The 19,370-nt window shown below is 56.6% G+C and carries 13 protein-coding genes, 1 pseudogene and 1 riboswitch; of the genes and pseudogenes, 10 read left to right on the forward strand and 4 right to left on the reverse strand.

What is annotated here, in order from left to right; genetic code table 11:
* Positions 1–21: 21 nt before the first annotated feature.
* The 4 genes from ACFFSY_RS03140 (at position 22) to ACFFSY_RS03155 (ending at position 4,135) form a co-directional block, all read left to right on the forward strand.
* Positions 22–2,196: a serine hydrolase domain-containing protein gene (locus ACFFSY_RS03140; RefSeq protein WP_377489769.1), complete on the forward strand. Its 2,175-nt coding sequence runs from the start codon at positions 22–24 to the stop codon at positions 2,194–2,196.
* A 220-nt stretch (positions 2,197–2,416) separates the two neighbouring features.
* A complete protein-coding gene (locus ACFFSY_RS03145) occupies positions 2,417–2,869 on the forward strand; it encodes a VOC family protein (RefSeq protein ID WP_377489772.1) in 453 nt (150 codons plus the stop codon).
* A 366-nt stretch (positions 2,870–3,235) separates the two neighbouring features.
* Complete coding sequence (locus ACFFSY_RS03150) at positions 3,236–3,553, forward strand: PadR family transcriptional regulator (protein WP_377489808.1); 318 nt, start codon at positions 3,236–3,238, stop codon at positions 3,551–3,553.
* 15 nt (positions 3,554–3,568) lie between these two features.
* On the forward strand, positions 3,569–4,135 hold the full coding sequence (locus tag ACFFSY_RS03155) for a DUF2812 domain-containing protein (protein WP_377489775.1): 567 nt from the start codon (positions 3,569–3,571) through the stop codon (positions 4,133–4,135).
* A gap of 132 nt (positions 4,136–4,267) precedes the next feature.
* Here ACFFSY_RS03155 and ACFFSY_RS03160 read toward each other — a convergent pair whose 3' ends face one another.
* The gene (locus tag ACFFSY_RS03160) at positions 4,268–4,978 is read right to left on the reverse strand and encodes a hypothetical protein (RefSeq protein WP_377489778.1); all 711 of its coding nucleotides are present in this window, start codon (positions 4,976–4,978) and stop codon (positions 4,268–4,270) included.
* A 132-nt stretch (positions 4,979–5,110) separates the two neighbouring features.
* Positions 5,111–5,211, forward strand: a riboswitch (guanidine-I (ykkC/yxkD leader).
* Positions 5,212–5,303: 92 nt separating this feature from the next.
* Between ACFFSY_RS03160 and ACFFSY_RS03165 the strand changes: the two genes are divergently transcribed.
* Positions 5,304–5,636 carry a DMT family transporter gene (locus ACFFSY_RS03165; RefSeq protein ID WP_377489781.1) on the forward strand — a complete coding sequence of 111 codons (333 nt, stop codon included), beginning with the start codon at positions 5,304–5,306 and terminating at the stop codon, positions 5,634–5,636.
* Positions 5,633–5,947, forward strand: coding sequence for a DMT family transporter (locus tag ACFFSY_RS03170; protein ID WP_377489784.1), 315 nt, complete (start codon positions 5,633–5,635; stop codon positions 5,945–5,947). The genes ACFFSY_RS03165 and ACFFSY_RS03170 overlap by 4 nt, the downstream gene beginning before the upstream one ends.
* Positions 5,948–6,003: 56 nt before the next feature.
* On the opposite strand, the gene ACFFSY_RS03175 is transcribed toward ACFFSY_RS03170, so the two are convergent.
* Positions 6,004–6,426 carry a winged helix-turn-helix transcriptional regulator gene (locus ACFFSY_RS03175; protein WP_377489787.1) on the reverse strand — a complete coding sequence of 141 codons (423 nt, stop codon included), beginning with the start codon at positions 6,424–6,426 and terminating at the stop codon, positions 6,004–6,006.
* Between the two features lie 199 nt (positions 6,427–6,625).
* Here ACFFSY_RS03175 and ACFFSY_RS03180 point away from each other — a divergent pair, with 199 nt between their 5' ends.
* Positions 6,626–7,045 carry a cupin domain-containing protein gene (locus ACFFSY_RS03180; protein ID WP_377489790.1) on the forward strand — a complete coding sequence of 140 codons (420 nt, stop codon included), beginning with the start codon at positions 6,626–6,628 and terminating at the stop codon, positions 7,043–7,045.
* A gap of 418 nt (positions 7,046–7,463) precedes the next feature.
* On the opposite strand, the gene ACFFSY_RS03185 is transcribed toward ACFFSY_RS03180, so the two are convergent.
* Complete coding sequence (locus ACFFSY_RS03185; RefSeq protein WP_377489793.1) at positions 7,464–7,691, reverse strand: hypothetical protein; 228 nt, start codon at positions 7,689–7,691, stop codon at positions 7,464–7,466.
* Between the two features lie 220 nt (positions 7,692–7,911).
* On the opposite strand from ACFFSY_RS03185, the gene ACFFSY_RS03190 reads away from it, so the two are divergent.
* From ACFFSY_RS03190 to ACFFSY_RS03200, 3 genes are all read left to right on the forward strand, one after another.
* Positions 7,912–8,499: a TetR/AcrR family transcriptional regulator gene (locus ACFFSY_RS03190; RefSeq protein ID WP_377489796.1), complete on the forward strand. Its 588-nt coding sequence runs from the start codon at positions 7,912–7,914 to the stop codon at positions 8,497–8,499.
* A gap of 239 nt (positions 8,500–8,738) precedes the next feature.
* Positions 8,739–9,956, forward strand: coding sequence for an MFS transporter (locus tag ACFFSY_RS03195; RefSeq protein WP_377489799.1), 1,218 nt, complete (start codon positions 8,739–8,741; stop codon positions 9,954–9,956).
* A gap of 1,027 nt (positions 9,957–10,983) precedes the next feature.
* Positions 10,984–18,741 carry an S-layer homology domain-containing protein gene (locus ACFFSY_RS03200; protein WP_377489802.1) on the forward strand — a complete coding sequence of 2,586 codons (7,758 nt, stop codon included), beginning with the start codon at positions 10,984–10,986 and terminating at the stop codon, positions 18,739–18,741.
* Between the two features lie 114 nt (positions 18,742–18,855).
* Here ACFFSY_RS03200 and ACFFSY_RS03205 read toward each other — a convergent pair.
* Positions 18,856–19,370, reverse strand: a pseudogene (locus ACFFSY_RS03205) (transposase); the annotation flags it as partial.

Raw genomic sequence — 19,370 nt, forward strand, 5'->3', positions numbered from 1 at the left:
TAGTCGAAAGGAAGCGTTCGAATGAGGAAACGTCGATGGATAATTGGAGCCGCGCTATCTTCGTATCTGCTGCTAACCTCCTGCGCCGACAACATAGCAATGGCAGAGACGCAGAACGCAGCAGCGGCGCTGATTACATCTAAGGTGACCGCACCAAGTTCTGTACCGTTAAACGTGTCAACGGCGGCAATGGACGCGACTTCGAACGAGACTACGATCGCCTACGAAGCAACCCGGAATAATGCGAAGGAGAAGGCGGATCTCCTCACGAGAACGTACGGCACGAACAGCGTGCAGTACGCCATTATCGATCATGGACGCATCGTCGTATCCGGTCAATCCGGCAAGAATGATGAGCAGGGGAAGAGGCCGCTCACGAAAGACACGATGTACGGGATCGGCTCGACGAGTAAAATGTTTACCGCGGTTGCCGTCATGCAGCTGGTCGACCAAGGGAAAGTCGATCTCGATACGCCGGTCGTCCGGTATATTCCCGAGTTTACGATGAAGGATGAACGCTACAAGCAGATTACGCCGCGCATGCTGCTGAATCATTCTTCCGGTCTGAACGGATCGTCGTTTACGGACGCCTTTTTATTCGAAGATAACGATACGTATGCCCACGATACCCTGCTGAAGCAGCTGGCTGGGCAGACGTTGAAGGCGGACCCGGGCGCTTACTCGGTGTACTGCAATGACGGATTTACGCTGGCCGAGATTCTGGTCGAGCGAGTCAGCGGCATGGATTTCACCTCCTATATCCATCGCTATATAACGAAACCTCTGGGGATGGCCAATACGAAGACGCCGCTGGATTCTCCGAACAGAGCAAAGATGGCGGGACTCTATTATCCGACCTACGCCGGACAGCTGCCCAACGAGACGGGCAACGTGATCGGGGCGGGAGGCATCTATTCCACGGCGGAAGATTTGGCTCGATTCTCGCAAATTTTCACGGGGGAAGCGGGAGACGTCTTGTCCGGCCAATCGGCTGCGGCTATGGCGCAAGACGAGTACAAGACGCCGTTGTGGCCTGGCGATGCGGATAGCTCATTCGAATACGGTCTCGGCTGGGACAGCGTCGATCTTTATCCCTTCGGCGAATATGGGATGAAGGCGCTGACCAAAGGCGGGGACACGCTGCTCTATCACGCGTCGCTCGTTGTGCTTCCCGAGCAGGGCATGGCAGCAGCTGTCGTCTCTTCCGGCGGGCAGAGCACGTTCAATCAGCTTCTAGCGAATGAAATCCTGCTTCAGGCGCTGAAGGAGAAAGGGACAATCGCCGAATTCAAGCCTGAGAAGTCGTACGGCGCGCCGGTTAAGGCCGATATGCCGAAGTCCGTGCTGCAATATTCGGGCATCTATGGCGCTTCCGGTACAACGGTCAACATCGAGATTAGCGAAGGCGGCGACATGTCCATCACTTCCGAGCAGTCGCCCGGTATCCCAGCTCAAGTCTACAAGTATTCGGCGGATGGCACGTTCCGGAGCGCGGATGGGAACGCGATGCTCAGCTTCGTGACGGAGGAGAATGGTCGTACTTACGTATGGGTTCGCCGATACGCTTCGTTGCCGGGTATTGGGCAGACGGCTGTATCCGAGTACAACGCCGAGAAGCTTACGCCCCAAGACCTTCCGACTAAGACAAGAGAAGCGTGGATGAAGCGCGACGGCAAGAAGTATTATCTGCTGAATGAGAAGTATACGTCGCGCACGTATATGGTGCTGCCGCCCATCCAATTGAAGGTATCGAGACAATTGCCGGGGTACGTGCTGGATAAGCGAATAACCGGCCCGAATACGGCCGTCTCCGAATTGCAAATTCCAGGAATGAGCGGGCGAGATCTCTCTGGTCTAACGTTCTATACGCATGACGGCGTTGAATACTTGAATCAAGGTGGACTCGTCTTAGTGAACGAGGATGCCGTGAAACCCATCTACGTTGCCAAGAAGTCAATCGTTACGATTCCGCCGAGCGGCTACGCCCGTTGGTTTACGATAAGCGACAAGGATGGGGGCAAGACCGTCAAGGTGAGTATGTCCTCGAACGCCTCCTTCGCTGTATATGATGCGAAGGGAGCATGCCTGTACTTCAGTGTCATCGGAGGAGGCAAGGACAAGGTCGCGCTGCCCGCGGGAGGAACCATCGTTTTCGCCGGAGATGCGGGCGCGAAGTTCGAGATTGCCGCGCAGTAACGTCCTGTAAGAAACGGTCACCTATTTTCAATAGCCTAGGCTCTGTGTTATGGCGATTCGAGAAAGGGGCACAAATATGCGTATGAAGCAACGCCGAATAATCTTGATTATGCGTACGGAACAGCCACTCAGATTGGACTGATAGATCAGAAGATGGCGATTTTTTTAGAGTAGAAGCAACGGCAACTGCAGCAAAGAATGAATTCATAAGGAGATAACGATGACCAAAAATAAATTACTACGAATGGACAACGTCCTTATCGTCGTTGACGACCTCGAAGCCGTGAAAGCCTTCTTTCTCCAACTCGGATTCGAGTTGGAGGGCGAAACGACCGTCGAGGGGTCTTCCGTAGATCGTCTCATTGGCCTTCAGAACGTCCGTGCTACCCTCGTGTTTATGCGCACTCCGGACGGCCATGGACGGATCGAGCTGGACAAGTTCCACACGCCGGATGCGATCCGAACGGGGCACGAGAAAGCGTCGGTGAACGAACTCGGGATCCGCCGCATCATGTTCGCCGTCGATGACATCGATGACGTGGTCGCGCGCCTGCTTGCCCATGGCGCCGAACTGATCGGCGAAGTGGTGCAATACGGGGACACGAATCGACTCGCCTACATTCGCGGTCCGGAAGGCATCATCGTCGGATTGAGCGAGCAGCTCAAGCAATAAATCGGTAGCGATTACGCCATCTGGGAATGATAGCTTAATCAACCACAAGCGAGGCTGCCGGTCGAATCGGCAGCCTTTAATCATTGAACGAGCCGATATAACGATTACAAGCGGTGTCCGCAAAAAATTCTTCGGCCAGCGTTTCCCCATAATGCACGGCCCTTTTTCCGAAATATAAGAGATCGCTGCTCTGCAGTGGACTTCCGAAGGTATGCATATTGAAGGTAGCATTGAAGCGATTGAGGGCCGGACTCGCACAGGTTATTGGCCTTATTTTTCGCAACTATATTGACAGTCGATATATCGCGAGTTAATATATCGACATACGATATAGTTGTGATGAAAGAAGGTGACCCGTTGGAGAACATGAGGGATATGCTGCCCTTGACCGAGGCATTTTACTATATTCTGGTCTCGCTATATGCTTCCCCCGCGCATGGATACGGCATGATGCAGGATGTGGAGAGGATGAGCGGAGGCCGGGTCAAAATCGGAGCGGGGACCTTGTACACGGCGCTTAACAATTTGTTGAAAAAAGGGCTAATCGTCCCCTCGGACGAAGTCGAAGCGGATTCGCGCCGCAAAACCTATGCGATTACCACGCTTGGCAAGCAAGTCGTGATGGCGGAGATGGAGCGAATGGAAGAACTGCTGCGCAACGGCCGGAGGGTCACGCAACTTTAGGAAGGGATGATGCACATGAGAGAAGTCGTTGGGAATGCCAAACCGATATACAAAAACCGATTCTCCTTCGTTTGGGACTATAGGCGGGATGAAACGTGGTTGACCAACCTGTCGACGCGGGGGCTGCATCTGAACCGTCCGGGATTTATGCGTTACCGCTTCGAGTACGAGCCGAGTGTCCGATACGAATATCGGATGGATTATCAAGATGCGATGAACGCCAAGCAGCTGGAAGAATATTGCGATCTGTATGCCGATGCCGGCTGGGAGTATGTCGGCACTTGCGTCAATTGGCGGTACTTTCGAAGACCCCATCTAGAGGGGGAGACGATCGAGCTGTACAGCGACAAGGAATCGATTCGATCGTTCTACCGGAAACTCCAGAAGACGCTTGGCGTCTTAGCATTGGCGAACGTGGCGATATTGCTGGTGAATTCCTCCAACTGGCTCGGCGGCTGGTCGGGGGAGGGGTGGATTGCAACTTTCATCGGCGCAGTGATCCTATTTCAGTTGCTCTGCACGCTGCTGCTCGGTTATGGGGTGCTGAGATTTCAGAGGCTGATTCAACATCATACCGATTGACTCGGCAGCGATATGGCCGCATCGGCGTTGCCATCTTTCAATCGAGCGTAAGGACGATTTTGTCCGGTATCAGCACGTGATTATCATGGTCCGCTGAGAAGGTGACCACTACTGCTCTTTTGATCCCATTGTTCATCCAGATCGAGGATCGTTAAAGCGTGTTTGGATATTGCTTGTCGGGTCAGGGTTGAATACAATTTTCATGATGTTTTGAATGCGGGAGTCTGTGCCTGTCTTCAGTGTAACGTTGTATGTACCCAAATCCGGCACGTTAACGTCAACAACCGTTGTTCTTGTTGCATCATCGTACGGTTGACTTGTGAAAACGATATTGTTCTGGGTACGCAGCGTCCTCACATGATCGTATCCCCCGCCTTTATCCATCTGTTCGCCAATGGTTTCATCCATAAGGTACTCATAGGGGATCAGATTGGAAATGCCGAGGAATGTTCGTACGAGAGGATCTCCCCAAGGAACGCTGTGTCCTTCATTAAAGCTGTTGACCTGTTCCTCCGTCCAAAAAGTAATGTCTCCTTTATGATAGCTGGGGATCTCAGTTGTCTTCTTATCGAGAAGCTTGGGGGCCAATTCGTATAGGGTAATCGCTTGTGATAAGCGATCTGAAGACGCGGTATGGATTGTCGTGGTGTTATTTGGTTGGGAGGCTTCTGGTACTTCTGGTACATGGGGTGTTGCTTTGGTTTCGTTAGGTGGAGTTACGCGCTCCATCGAAGTAGGTTGAGATGCAAGACTCTCCCTCTGGTTAGTAATGTCTTGCTCATTCGTACAACCAGTTAGGCCGATCAATAGGGCCGCGGCAGCAATGAATATTCTGCTTTTCAAGTAACGACTCTCCATTTCGCACATTTTACTTATTCAACGTGTTCATTTCCAGAAATGTTACGAGGCATGGATGAAATTTCAGTTTGACTCCCATCGCTTCAGATGTTAGCATGGCAGTAACCAATAACAGAATACGACGTTTTCTAGGGTTCCGCGGCCGAAAGGCTGGTCTGGTCCGAGAGAGAACGCACAGCCTTCTGGCTGTGACACGGAGGGATAAAAGCCCGGGAGATAAACTGCGATATGCGGTTTATTTCCCAGGCTTTTTCTGTTTCTTATGTTCATTGGGCATCACGAAACCAAAAATGTGGAGGAGGCATATGTCATGACATGGATTTCTGTAATGATCGCCGCATTATTCGAGGTGGGCTGGGTTGTTGGACTTAAGCACGCAAGCACCATTTGGGAATGGATCGGCACCGCAATTGCGATTTACATTAGCTTTTATTTGATGATAAGGGCGGCTCGGTCGTTAGCGGTTGGCACGGTTTATGCGGTGTTCGTCGGCTTGGGGACAGCGGGGACCGTTATAGCCGAGATCGTCTTGTTCGACGCCGAGATCAGTCTATCCAAAGTGGCCATGATTAGCTTATTGCTTCTTGGCGTAGTTGGCCTGAAGCTGCTTAGCAAGAACAAAGAGGAGGCGCAGGGCGCATGAACTGGATCTTTCTCATTCTGGCTGGCATCTGCGAAATGGCCGGTGTCCTCCTCATCAATAAATTTAACCAGACTCGCAGCCGGCAATCTCTACTCCAATTGATCGCAGGATTTGGTCTAAGCTTTGGATTTTTATCCTTGGCGATGAGAACGCTCCCGATGGGGACGGCCTATGCGGTATGGACGGGAATCGGTGCTTCGGGGGGCGCAATTTTGGGCATGATTTTCTATAACGAACCACGAAGCTTTCTGCGGATTTTGTGCATAGGGTTGGTACTTGGATCGGCAGTTGGGTTGAAGCTTATTAGTTAATTGGACCATAGCTTGACTATCGCCTTCATGTTGTCCTTGAGCTCAACGGGCGTTTTTCATTGAAGCGCTCCTTCGATATCGTCGAAATTCCGCAACAGACGTTGCTTCAGCCCCTCTTCGTCGGTTTTTAGCTCACGCATGATCGGTATGCTGTTGTCGGCATTGGGGTTGTATTTCAAGCCCCAGTGCATGATGGCAAATACGACCGGGTACAAATCAAGGGCTTTGGCTGTGGGCCGGTACATCGTTTGTGCGCGGTTCGTCGCTCCTTCTATTTTGACGAGCAGACCCGTTTCAACGAGCGATTGGAGCCGAGCGCTCAAAATATTGGTTGAAATTCGCTCGCGCGAAGCAAGAAAATCGCGGTAATACCGCTTGTTATGGATGAGGACGTCGCGAAGGATGACAAGGCTCCAAGGATCGCCCCAGATGTCGAGTGCATATACAATTGGACAAACGGTAGAGGTTCGCTTTTTCATGCTTAGATTATACGATTTGTACTTGCATTTCGCAAGTTTGTACTTGCAATTTGCAATTACGAAAACTATACTTAAACTGCTACCAAGACATGCGGAATTTTCCATATTGGAAAGGAGGTCTGACATGAATCATGATTTGCGAGACCTATTCTAATGGTCGTCAGTCTATACCGAACTCAAATGGTGAGGAGGCTTACTTATGAACGGTACGAATTTCAGTCTTGTGGAAGCAGACGCTTTTAGCAATCTGTTGAATACGTCGAAGGACCCCATCCCAGGCAAACTTTTTCTGAAAGACAAGCTGGGGCTCACCGGAATGGAAGTTTCACTGAACCAGCTGCCGGAGGGAGGGGCTGTTCCGTTCTATCACACTCATCGCGAGAATGAGGAATTGTACCTTTTCATTGGCGGTCGCGGTCAGTTTCATGTGGATGGGCAAATTCTTGATGTGCAGGAAGGAACGGCGATACGTGTTTCGCCCGAAGGTGAACGCACGCTTCGGAATACCGGTATCGGCGCTTTGTATTTTATCGTCATTCAAGCGAAAGCAGACAGTCTCCGTCAATGGGGGGCGACGGATGGCGTCATCCTCGATAGACCCGTGACCTGGACAAGTTGAAATCTCGTATCCCGAAGGGCCGGTATAATCGGGCGACGCAGACGAAAGAAGGGGGCTTGCAGTCCCCGGGAGATCGTCTAAATTTCCTGTGTTGTACGGCGCAGCTTGGAGTGCCGATCACGGTAAGGGCACGACAGCGTGTGGCTGGTTGGACAATTTGCCGATGATGGGCATTTTCGATTGCGCTTGCGAATATGCTGCAAGCCAATACGTAGACCGTTCCTGTTCGAGCGGTTCGTAAGCGAACGGTTACGATAACTGCACAAACAGGCTGTCGCGCAGTGCTCGACAGCCCGAGGGTCGGCGCCCGAGCGCCGGCCTTTTTTCGTGTTCCGTTCCCGATGCCGTGACGCAGCCGCACCGCATCAGAGGCTGGCCTCTTGGACCAGTAGCGCGAGAACCGACTCATATCGTGTTATTAATCCGCGTACTGATCTCCTCCGTCTTCGCGGATCTTGTAATGATGTTGGATCGATGCGTTTTCGATATTCTCATACGCCCAATGAGAGGCGGGTACGTCGGCCCAATGCGGACTCGGCATGCCGTAGAGGGGGCTGCGGTTCAGCAGCCGGTTAATTAACGTGACGCTTCGGCATGCGTTAGCGCGGCGATCGGGTTCGAAGCTGCCGTCCACCTTGACGGGCATCAGTCTCGCATGGACCCCCTTTTCACGCGGGAGAGAATCGCGGCGATCTCCGCCCGGCTAATGAGGAGGGAACATTTACTAGGCGGAAGAAGCGCTTCGGTGACCGATAAGGTTTGCCAGCTCTATCGGTATCGTTTATACTGAATAAATCTTCAGTATTGTGGGGCGGGCCGTCGCAGAGCTAGGTTGAGCGGCTATCGCCGGGCGAGGTGGGAACGGATTGAACAAGAAGCAGCAGCAAACCGAGCAAACGAAGAAGCGGATCGCGGACGCGGCGCGCGCGTTATTCGTGCAGAAGGGCTACAAGGCGACGGCTATCGAGGAGATCGTGAAGGCGACCGGATGCAGCGCGGGCAATATCTACTACCACTTCAAGAGCAAGGAAGGGCTGTTCTTGCATCTGATCGAAGAGTGGAACCGGGAGTGGGAGGACAATTGGCTGGCCAAGGAATCGCTCTACCCGACGACGATCGATAAATTGTACGGTATCGCGGAGCATCTGGCCGACGACCAGCTGAATCACCCGCTGACCAAGGCTGTCGACGAGTTTTTCAACAACGCGGAGAAGGCTTCGGACATCGAGGAACGGTTGAACGAGATGGTTCAAGGCTACATCGATTTCAATCGCCAGCTGCTTCAGCGGGGCGTCGACAGCGGTGAATTCAAAGTGAAGAACGTGACCGGACTGGCCATTATTCTGGACGCGCTGATGCTCGGTCTTAATCAACATACGCGCAGAATGGAACGGGAGGAAGCGCTGGCGGCATACCGGCTGGCCATGGATGTGTTCCTGCATGGCATTGCTTAGGCTGATTGGTTTCCGTTCTCAATCCAAAGATTGAGAATGGAGCATTCAAGGCTGATTGGTTTCCGTTCTCAATCCAAAGATTGAGAATGGAGCATTCAAGGCTGATTGGTTTCCGTTCTCAATCCAAAGATTGAGAATGGAGCATTCAGCCAGAGCCACAGCCGGAGCTGTTGTTATGCCCTTTTTTATGCGCACATCTAGAATGAAAATTCAGTATTATGCAATTGGAGGTTCTTAGCATGACATTATTACTCAAAAACCGGGGCGCCGTCCTCATCCTGATGTTTAACTTATTCCTCGTGTTCACGGGCATCGGCCTCGTTATTCCGATTATGCCGAAATTCATGGAGAGCCTGGATATTACCGGCGGGGTCGTCGGTCTGCTGGTGGCCGCCTTCTCGCTGACGCAGCTGCTGGCATCGCCGCTGGCGGGACGCTTGTCGGATTCGTTCGGACGGAAGAAAATGATCGTCTTCGGCATGCTCTTGTTCGCGTTCTCGGAAGGGCTGTTCGGCTATGCCGGCTCGACGACGGTTCTGTTCATCGCGCGGATGCTTGGCGGCATTAGCGCGGCGATGATCATGCCGGCGGTGATGGCCTACGCGGCGGACGTGACGACGACGGAGGAGCGGGCGGCAGGGATGGGCTACGTCAACGCGGCCATCACGACCGGCTTCATTATCGGGCCGGGCATTGGCGGTTATATCGCCGAATTCGGCATTCGCATGCCGTTCTATTTCGCGGCCGCGGCTGGCGTGCTGGCAGCTTGCATCAACTTGTTCATCCTTCCGGAGTCGCGGCCCGCAAGCGTTGCGGCAGCCGCATCCATGGACGCGGCGAAGCCGCGGGCAAGTCTGCTGACGCAGCTGCGCTACGCCTACCGGGAGCCGTATTTCCTCAGCTTGATCATCGTCTTCGTCATGTCGTTCGGTTTGGCGAATTTCGAGACGGTATTCGGCCTGTTCGTGGATCACAAGTTCGGGTTCGAGCCGAAGGATATCGCCTTTATCATTACGTTCGGCTCGATTGCCGGAGCGGTCGTGCAGCTGACGGCGTTCAGCTGGATTTTGAAGCGATTCGGGGAGAGCCGCGTCATCTCGGTCTGTCTGCTCTTCGCCGGTTTGTTCATTCTGCTGACGCTGTTCGTGCATAAGTTCTGGCTGATTTTCGCCGTTACGTTCATCGTTTTCCTGGCGATCGATATTTTGCGTCCGGCGATCGGCACCCAGATGTCTATGGTCGCCGAGGATCAGCAGGGCTACGTCGCTGGCCTGAACTCGGCCTTCACGAGTCTGGGCAATATTATCGGGCCGATCGTCGCGGGATTTTTGTTCGATGTCGATATCAACTTCCCGTACGGGCTCGCCTTCGCCGTCCTGTTCCTGTGCTTCCTCCTCAGTCTGCGCGCTAGCGGGCGCAGCCGGCAGGGGGCAGGTGCCGCGGCACCACAACAATAAGAGAAGACAATGTTACACAGCCGGTCGCTTGCGATCGGCTTTTTTGCGTTTGGCGGTCTGCCGTACCGTGTGAGGGAAAGGATACGCGAAATTATACGAAGGGGTAATTCTCATTTTCGAATTTAGCAGGTATGATGGGTGATGAGACGCGCGGCTCGAATGGTCGTGGCGCTGATTGGCGTACGCTGTTCCCCGGGGCCATGCCAATGATAGAGATCATGATGGCGCAGCTGAGAGGAATCGCCTCTGTGGGAATGGGTTACACGATCTGGTCGTCCCAGGGCGCCCGTTAGCCGGGAATTCGTTCCCAAAAAAAATCCCGGTAAGCACCACTTCCCTAAGCGGCTAAGCTTGTGGTAGGATATGGTTTGTGTAAACGAACGAACGAACGATATTCCTCCTGCAAGAACACCGCTTCAGCAAGTCTCCAACTAATCCGTTTTTCCCAACTTTTCATGTTTGGCGTCACAACCACAAGCAATCCAACAGCATCCTCTTCTATTAATGCCTCCATGAGTATCATCAACCCGCATTATGTTGTGCTTAGCAGGTTTTTGACCGGCAGCTCGATTTCCCTTTCATCCGCGGCTTTCTTTCGGCATGATATTTCGGCGTCCTTTTGTTCCGTGGATCGTCCGTATGTCGCCGCCAGCGTTATGCTTCTCGCGTCACAACCGCCTCGCACCGTTTTTCTGCTCCTTCGCCCGCTAAATCTTCACGAGTTCATCACCTATGACGACACGACGAAGGGAGATTAACGTCGCTGGCCTTATCGACCGCGGCCATCGAAAGGATAGTTGCCGCGCGTAGAGTAAGCTCCCAGCGGGTAGCCCCAGAATTGATTCACTCCCACCAGACCCCACAACCGTGTTGCAATGGAAGATTCCCATAACGTACGGCATGCCGGAGAACGGCCCGGACGATTCGACTCTGCGAAGGAGGTGAACGAACATCTCGGCGCTCTATCGTCACTTGTTTTGCTGCAGCAAAGGATACACGAATGAACTTGCACTATAGGAGGATCAAAATGAGAAAGCAGGTATACTACAGCCTGGGCATGCGATTGATCGCTTTCCTGCTGTCCGTTGCCTTATTAGGCGGCGGATTATTCGCGGGGTGGGGACAGGCGGAAGCCAAAGAGTCGCTGCCGGGCATACCGGACCTTATTGTCCCATCGGACGCGGGGAACGGGAGAGACGGAGCGATGTGGAATCATCTCCACCAAGTCTACGACGACTTGTACCCCGTGGTGGCGGACAATATCCGGGTCACGCCGGACGGTCGATACGTTGGCTTCATCGCGTATCAATATGCGACCGGTCCGGCCGGAGGCGAGCTTCATTCGTCGCTCATGCTCTTCGACCGCGAGAGCGGATCGCTGGTGACCGTCCTGCAGGTGCAGCCGTCGGAAGCCAAAGAGCCGCTTCGCTTCTCGATGTCGGCGGATGCGCGATGGTTCGCCTTCTCGGGCAAGACGCGTCTGATGGAAGATGCGTATCCGCAGGTTTACGTCTATGACCGGAAAGAGAAGGCGCTCACGCTCGTCAGCAAGCAGCCGAGCGGCTTGCCCGCCGACGGCCTGAGCGACAATCCGTCGATCAGCGCAGATGGGCGCTTCATCGCGTATGAATCGGACGCTTCTGATATTGTTGGCGACGATGCCGGCAACATCGACATCATCGTCTACGACCGCGACCGCGATGCGAATGAGCTGATCAGCAGCCCGGCGAATACGGAGGATCCGGACGAAGCCGCATCTGGCAACAGCGAGAAGCCGTCGATCAGCGCGGATGGCCGGTACGTCGCCTTCGAATCGAGCTCGGCCTATCTTGTCGAGGGCGACGATAACGGCAACAACGACGTGTTCGTCTACGACCGGCAGACGAAGCAGGCGAAGCTGATCAGCGCACCTGCGCCGGGCGGCCGGGCGGACCGCGCCAGCGGCGCGCCGTCGATCAGCGCCAATGGCGCGATCGTCGCCTTCGAATCGTATGCCCCGCTGGCGGCGGACGACACGAACGACGAGAAGGATATTTACGTCTACCGGGAATCGAGCCCGGCGGTGCAGCGCGTATCGGTCGACGAGAACGGCGGTCAGAACGCGTTCGAGAGTTACCAGCCGCTGCTCAGCGCGGACGGCAAGTACCTGTCGTTCGAGTCGTGGCCGGAGACGACGGAGTTCGAGCACGCGATGATTGCCGACTTGACCGCAGGTACCGTTCGGAACGTAAGCGTCGCGAACGCCGGCAAGGAGCTGACTGACCCGCTCACGGAGCTTGCCATCAGCGAAGATGGCGCCGTCGCGGCCTTCAATGCCGGCTACCCGGCCAAGGATCCGCAGTCTGGCGAGGAATTCACGATGGTCGGACTGTTCATCGCCGCCAAGACGAGCGGCGACGGGCAGAAGCCGACTTGGCCGAACGGCAGCAAGCTGGAAGCCCAGGACGTGAAGACAGACTCGATCACGCTCGCTTGGACGCCGGCCTCCCATCCGAAGGGAATCAAGGCCTATCGGGTGTATAAGAACGGCGAACGGATCGACGACGTGAACGGCACCGCGCTGACGTACACGGCGACGGGGCTTAGGCCCGCGACGGAGTATGACTTCCGGATCGAGGCGGTCGGCGCGGACGACGTCGCAACGGCGGGCGGCCCTAGCCTTCGGGTATCGACGGCGGCCGATGACCGGACGCTCGACGTCAGCGCGAAGTTCGACCGGCTCTCGCCGAAGCGGCTTCCCGTGCTTGGAGGCAATTTAACGATTGAGGCCAAGGCCAAGACTGGCCGGATGGTCACGGCGAAGATCGCGTATGCCGACTGGCTGGACGAATCGGGGGAGCGGCTGCCCGTGCCGCGCTCGGCCCAGACGACCGTGAATTTGATCGAGAAGGCGCCGGGAACAGGTAGTTATGCGGGCTTCTTCCCGTTGAAGGAGGGCGTCGCCGAGCTGACTTCGGTGACCGCGGTCATGACGGGCGCGGCGGGTGGACCGGTCGAGAAGCCGGTAGCAGGGCTGCCGGTGAAGGTGGCCGGCAACGTGAAGGTCGCATTCGTCAATCCGGGCGAGATCGACCTGAACGGCGCCTATCTCGTGGCGGTCAATCAGGAAGACGGCGGTTCGACGACGGTGACGCTGAAGAACGGCGATCCGATCGTCTTGTCGGGCGTGAGCCCCGGAGACAAGTATAACGTGACGCTCTACGCGAGCGGCGGCAGGGGACTCGGCGAGCTGACCGATCTTCGGATTGCGGCGGGAACGACCACAGAGCTGACCTTGGAGGTATTGCGTTCCGCGCGGTTCCGCTTCAAGGTGACGGATCAGGACAACAAGCCTGTATCCGGCATCGGAATCGAAGTGTGGAACGAGGTAGCTGACGACTATGTGGCCGGCTACACGACCGATGGGGAAGGCTTGACGGCTTGGACCGAGACCGAGAATGTCTCGAAAACATTGACGGCGAAGGTCGACGTAAGCAACTCGAAGTACGAGACGCTGCCGAAATTCCCGTTCACGTTGAAGCCGGGGGATACCGTGATTCCGGTCACCATCGCCCGCTCGCCGGAAGGGAAGCTGCAGGGCAAGGTGCTGACCGCTGCTGGCGCGCCGGTATTCAACGCGCTCGTCACGGCGACTCAGATTTATAAAGGCGAGCCTGTCGTGCAGAAGGTCTTTACCGACATGAACGGCTCTTATGAATTCACGCTCTACGCCGGCGAAGTCGCCATTCAGGCGGCGCAGTCCTCCTATCATTATAATTCGGAAGCAGGCCTGAAGGCCGTCGTGGAGAAGGATAAGGCCACGACGCTGAATATTCCGGTCCGCATGGCCGAGTCCGGGATGGTCACGTTCAACGTTTATGTCAAGACGGTGGGCGGACAATGGCAAGGCCCGGTCGATATGGAGCAAATGCGCTTCCGCACAGATCTTCGCACCAAGTTCGGAGGCCGCTCGAGTTATTATCAGAACGCGGTCCAGCTTCAGGGACAACCCGGCGAAGAGGTCCAGGCATGCGTATCGGGCGTGCTGAGCGGACCGTTCGAAGCGTGCAAAACGATTGTCCTGGATGACAAGGCCAGCGGTACGGTCGAGCTGCGCATCGAGGAGAACGGCGGCGTGCTCACCGGTACGGTCGACGCGGACGGCAGCGCGCGAATTAACGCGAATCTGTACGAGGTCGTCGGCGATGACCTGGTATACGCGAACTCGGGCAGCTTCAATAAGGGGCGCTTCGAGCTGTACGCGAAGAAGGCGGGAACTTACCGTCTGGAGTTCAACCGCAGAGATCCGGCCACGAATCAAATGGCGACGGCGTTCAAGCAAGTGGTCATCCGGGAGCAGGAAACGCTGGACGTCGGGACCATCGCCCTGCAGCCGGCGGGCTATTTCTACCACGTGACCGCCAACGGCTTCATGGCTCAGCCCAGCGAAGTCGTGCCGGGCGGAACCGTCAATCTGCGCGCGTTCTATCAGAATCATGGCTCGGATGCGGTTAGCGGCGCGACGCTCAAGATCGTACTGCCGGAAGGCGTCTCTCCTGTGACGGAGCCAGGCGGAACGCGAATCCCGGTCAAGCTGAACGGCGCTGCCGCAACGGCGGTACGGAATGGCAATACGGTCGAGGTGCCGCTCGGCAGCGTAGAGAAGCGGGCGCAAGGAACGGTCGTGCTGCAAGCGAAGCTGGACGCTGGCTTCGAGCAAGGCAAGACGCAGTTGTCCGCGCGAATCGAAGGCACGGCGGGAGGCGCGGCAATTAGCGAATCGCTCGGCCTCGTGCAGCTTGAAGTGCCGAGAGTGTCGATTGAAGCTCCGGCGCAGGCAGCCGCTTCGACCCTTCAAGTGATGGGCGTGGCGCCGGCCGGCAGCGAAGTTCGGATTTACGACGATAATCTGCTGCTTGGCATGACGCAAGCGACCGCGGGCGGCACATGGAAGAGCGGCGTCGAGCTGACCAACGCGGACGGTTCGGACATTCACCTGCTATGGGTGGAGGCCGAGAGCGGAGCGCGCAAGCTTCGTTCGGACCGAAAAGTGGTCGCCTATCGCCAGAACGAGCCGGTGCTGCAGCAGATTGCGCTGGCGCAGCATCCGAATGGCAAATGGCTGCAGCTGAACGTGGATCAGGGCGTCGCCCAGCTGCCTTACACGGTCGTGCCGGGCAACCCGTTCGCCTTTATCTTGAAATTCAGCGAGCCGGATAAGGTGAAGAACGCCCGCATTTATCTAGGCGGTCAGATCGGCGGGCCGGTCACGGCGGAGAAAGGCGCGGACGGCTTGTTCCGGGCGACGGTTCCGACGACGTCGGGCGCGCTCGGCGGAATCCACGTCGATTTTGATACCGTCAAGCCGAAGGTGATCGTCAGCCGCGACATCCCGACGGAGGAGGAGACTAGGAATTCGCTACCAGCGAAAATGAAAAATTTCGACATCGTCGAGAAAACGCCGTTCCAACGGGAAGGCAACGCGTATACGGGCAGCGCCGTCTTCGAATTCCCCGATCTTCCGGGCTATCGCCTGGAGGCGAAGCAGACGATCGGCGCGACGCGGGCGAACTACCGCCCGACGGTCGAGGAGATCGTCGAAGCCGAGGCGGCCGGGCTGCTGATGTATAACGTCAGCATGGACGTGAAGGAAGACGGCGACCGCGTCAACGTGAAGGTCAAAGGGTACGTGCCGGGAACGGTATTCTTCCCGGATTTCGGAGCTGCGAGCCGTTCGGCATCCTTCGCAACCTTGGACGATGGCGGGTTCGATCCGCTGGAGGCGCTTGACGAGCTTGGCATCGATCCGACTCCTTATCAGAAGGGCATGATCGAGGTCACGCACGAGTATTCGATGCTCGCCAAGGATGCCTCCGCTCCGATATCCGACATCAAGGAGCAGTACGAAGGCTACCGCGACTATGCGGGCAAAATTACGAAAATCATGGACAACGTGGAAGCCGCGACGCTGTGTCCGGAGAATATGGAAGCGACCGGAGAGCAAGCGGGCAAAGCGCTGCTCGTGACGGTCGGCGGCGAGATCGCGAAGACGGCCATCGGCGCCTGGACGGGCGCGATGATGCTCGAAGGACCGCTCGGCGCAGTCGGCGGCTTCGCCGGCAAATACGTCTCCAATAAGATCGACAGCTACGTCGACGAGCAGATCGACAAGGTGAAGACGGTCGGTCCGACGAATCCGCAAAGCTGCGAGGCCGACGAGAATTACGACGATTACGAGACCGAGAATATTTACAAGAAAAGACTGAGACGCGTCTACGCCAAGCCCAAGTGGATCTACGATCCGAGCGGCTACGTGTACGAAGCGGTGCCGTCGAACCGTCTAACGGACGTGAAAGCGACGGTGCTGTTCCAGGATAAGGCCAGCGGCGAATGGAAAGTGTGGACCGACGCACCGTCGTACGGCCAGATCAATCCGCAGCTCACCGACGGCGAAGGACGCTACGGCTGGGACGTGCCGGAAGGCAAATGGAAGGTCGTCTGGGAGAAGAACGGCTATCAAACGATGAGCAGCGCGGAGCTGATTGTGCCGCCGCCGCACTTCGATGTGAATGCCGGCTTGATCTCCACGGCGCCGCCGATCGTCTCCGGTATCGAAGCGGTCATCGGCAAGGAAAGCAGCTTCATCGATATTGATCTCAGCAAATACGTGAAGACGGCGGATCCGATCGCGACGGGCAGCATTACCGTCACCGGTCCGGATGGCGCCGCATTGGAAGGCACTGTGGCTTATGCGGAACTGCAGGAAAGCGGGCAAGGACCGCTCTCGCGCAAGGTGCGGTTCACCCCGAGCGGAGACGGCTTGCAGGAGGGAGCGGATTACACGGTCTCCGTCCAGCCGCAATCGTTCACCAGCTATGCAGGCGCCAAAATGCTGGCCGGCGACGAGCGCGCCGTACGCGCCGTCCGCCGGGATGCCGAAGGTCCAGTGCCGGTAAGCGCCGAGCTGATCGGCGGCAATCGCGTCGTGCGCCTCGCGTTCAACGAGCCGCTCGCGGCGGGTACGGTATTGAATCCGGAGTCGTTCGAACTTACAGGAACGACGCGCTCCATTCTATCGGCGGTCGTTCAACTGCCGGAAGGCGGGGAGAAACCGCAAGCGGTCGTCTTGACGCTAAGCGGCGCGCTTCCGGAAGGCGCGAACATCTCGGTGCGTGCCGCAGCGGGTGCAACAGCCGACCCGGCCGGCAATCCGTCCGAGGCGAAGACGCTCACGTTCAGCGGGGCGGATGCGTCGCTGAGCGCACTGGCCATCGAAGGCGGCGCGTTGACCGAGCCGTTCGCGAAAGACAAAATCGCGTATACGGTTAAGGTTGCCGAACAAGTCGCATCCTTCCAGCTGAAGGCGACGGCAGCGGCGGGCGGCAAGATGTCCATCCGTGGCGTGCCGCTTGCAGGCGATGCGTTCAAGACGATCGAAATTCCGAGCGATGGCATCGTCCAGATACGGGTTGAAGCCGCGAATCGTCCGGATGTGACCAAGACGTACACGCTGCATATCGTGCGGACTTCGCAGCCTGGACCGGGTCCGGACACAGGTTCCGGATCGGGCGGCGGGGTGCCGATCCCATCCGAAGGCGGCGATAAGTCCGACATCGGCAAGGATGCCGAAGTCGCGATGAAGACGACCGAGCAAGGGCGCAAGCAAGCGGTCGTCAGCGTGAAGAGCGCGACGGTCCTTGCCGCGATCAAATCCGCGGCAAGCGGCGGCGAGCTGTACGTGCAAATCCCGTCCGGCTCGGATGCGTACGACGTGGTGCTGCCATCCGATGCGTTCCGTGCCTTGGCTGAAGCCAAGACGAAGCTGAGGCTGAAAGGCGACACGCTGTCGATCATCGTCCAACCGGATGCTTGGGCATCCGGCGTAAGCGGGCAGGCGACGGCGGTACACTTCGCAATCGACCGTGCTTCCGCACAAGAGGAGCAAGCTTGGCTGGACGCCTTGCGCGTGAAATTCGCCGGATTGACCGCAGCTACCGGCATGTTCCGGTTCGCGGCTGCCGCAGCGGAAGGCGAGCGCCAAGTTCAGCTGTCCGCTTCCCGGACCGATGCCGTCATCGCGCATTGGACGCAGGCGGGCGAGAGTGCGGCTCTCTACCGCTATAACAAGGTGGCCCAACAATGGATATACGCCGCGGATCTACCAAATGCGAAGGGATTGCCGCTTGGCGGCGAGAACGCCGAATCGAATTATTTCGGCGCGCTGACCTACGCGAGCGTATTCGCGGACATTGACGGTCATTGGGCGGAGGATGCCATCGACTGGATGGCGGCGCGCTTGTTCGTAAGCGGCGTGACCGCGCGGTCGTTCGAACCGAACCGCCAAGTCACGCGGGCGGAATTCGCGGCCATGCTTGCCCGCATTGTCGGCGGCCAGCCGAAGGAAGGCAGCTCTTCGCCATTCGAGGACGTGCAGCCGGCATCCTGGTATTACGACGCGGTTCGCGTCGCATATGATCGGAAGCTAATCACCGGGGACGGAAGCGGGAAGTTCCATCCTGACGCATACGTCACCCGGGAGCAAATGACGGCCATGTCATGGCGGGCGTACCGACAGCTTGCCGAAGAGGCAGCCGATGCGACGGAAGAAGAAGCCAAACGTCTGCTTCAACCGTATTTCGACGCCCCGGCCATCGATGGCTGGGCGAGAAGCGACGTCGCTTCCTCGATCAAGGCCGGCTTGGTCCAAGGCATCAGCCAGACGCGCTTCGAGCCGGACCGCGTGGCTACCCGCGCACAAGCGGCAACGGTACTGCGCCGCCTTGCGGAGAAGCTGGGTCTCTCGTAAGGGGAGCTAGCGACAATATAGCAATATGAAAGGGGCCGTCTCAAAAGGGTTGAAGTAAGTGACTCCTAACTTGCGAATGGCCTCCAATTGCACAAAAAATGGCGTTACAGGGTCTTATCCCTGTGACGCCATTTGCCATTTTCGGTCCACTGCGGCTTTTTTCAGCAAATTATGGGCAAGCGAAAGCCACCCGACCTCCTGGCTCACTTTTGCAAGCCCCGAAGCAGGAATCTTCGGAATCCCCGGTTGTTCTTCATCTGTCCAAATACGCTTTCGGGTTCATGCATCCGCCGAACCGAAAGCGCGTAGCCTTCTTCGCTCTTCAAGCGCTCACGTGCCTGTTGCTTGTAGCGAAGATAGTCCAAGCTTACTTTAATTTCGCGATCCCCGGCCGTTTTCGTGCAGTTTACCTTGAGCGGGCATCCTTCGCAACTGGTACTGCGGTAATGGCGATGGCGAATTTCGTAGCCACTTTCGGTTCGTTCTTTGCTCTCTCTGCGAAAGAGCAATTGCTGACCGGCCGGGCATAGCCATCTGTCCTCATCAGCGAGATACGTCCAGTTGTCCATTCTGCCCACGTCTTGCTGCCATGCCTTGGTGTTCTCGCGATGGTACGTTGCGTACTTCAC

Origin of the sequence: Paenibacillus aurantiacus, from assembly GCF_042431225.1 — a bacterium.
Taxonomy (GTDB): domain Bacteria; phylum Bacillota; class Bacilli; order Paenibacillales; family Paenibacillaceae; genus Paenibacillus_Z; species Paenibacillus_Z aurantiacus.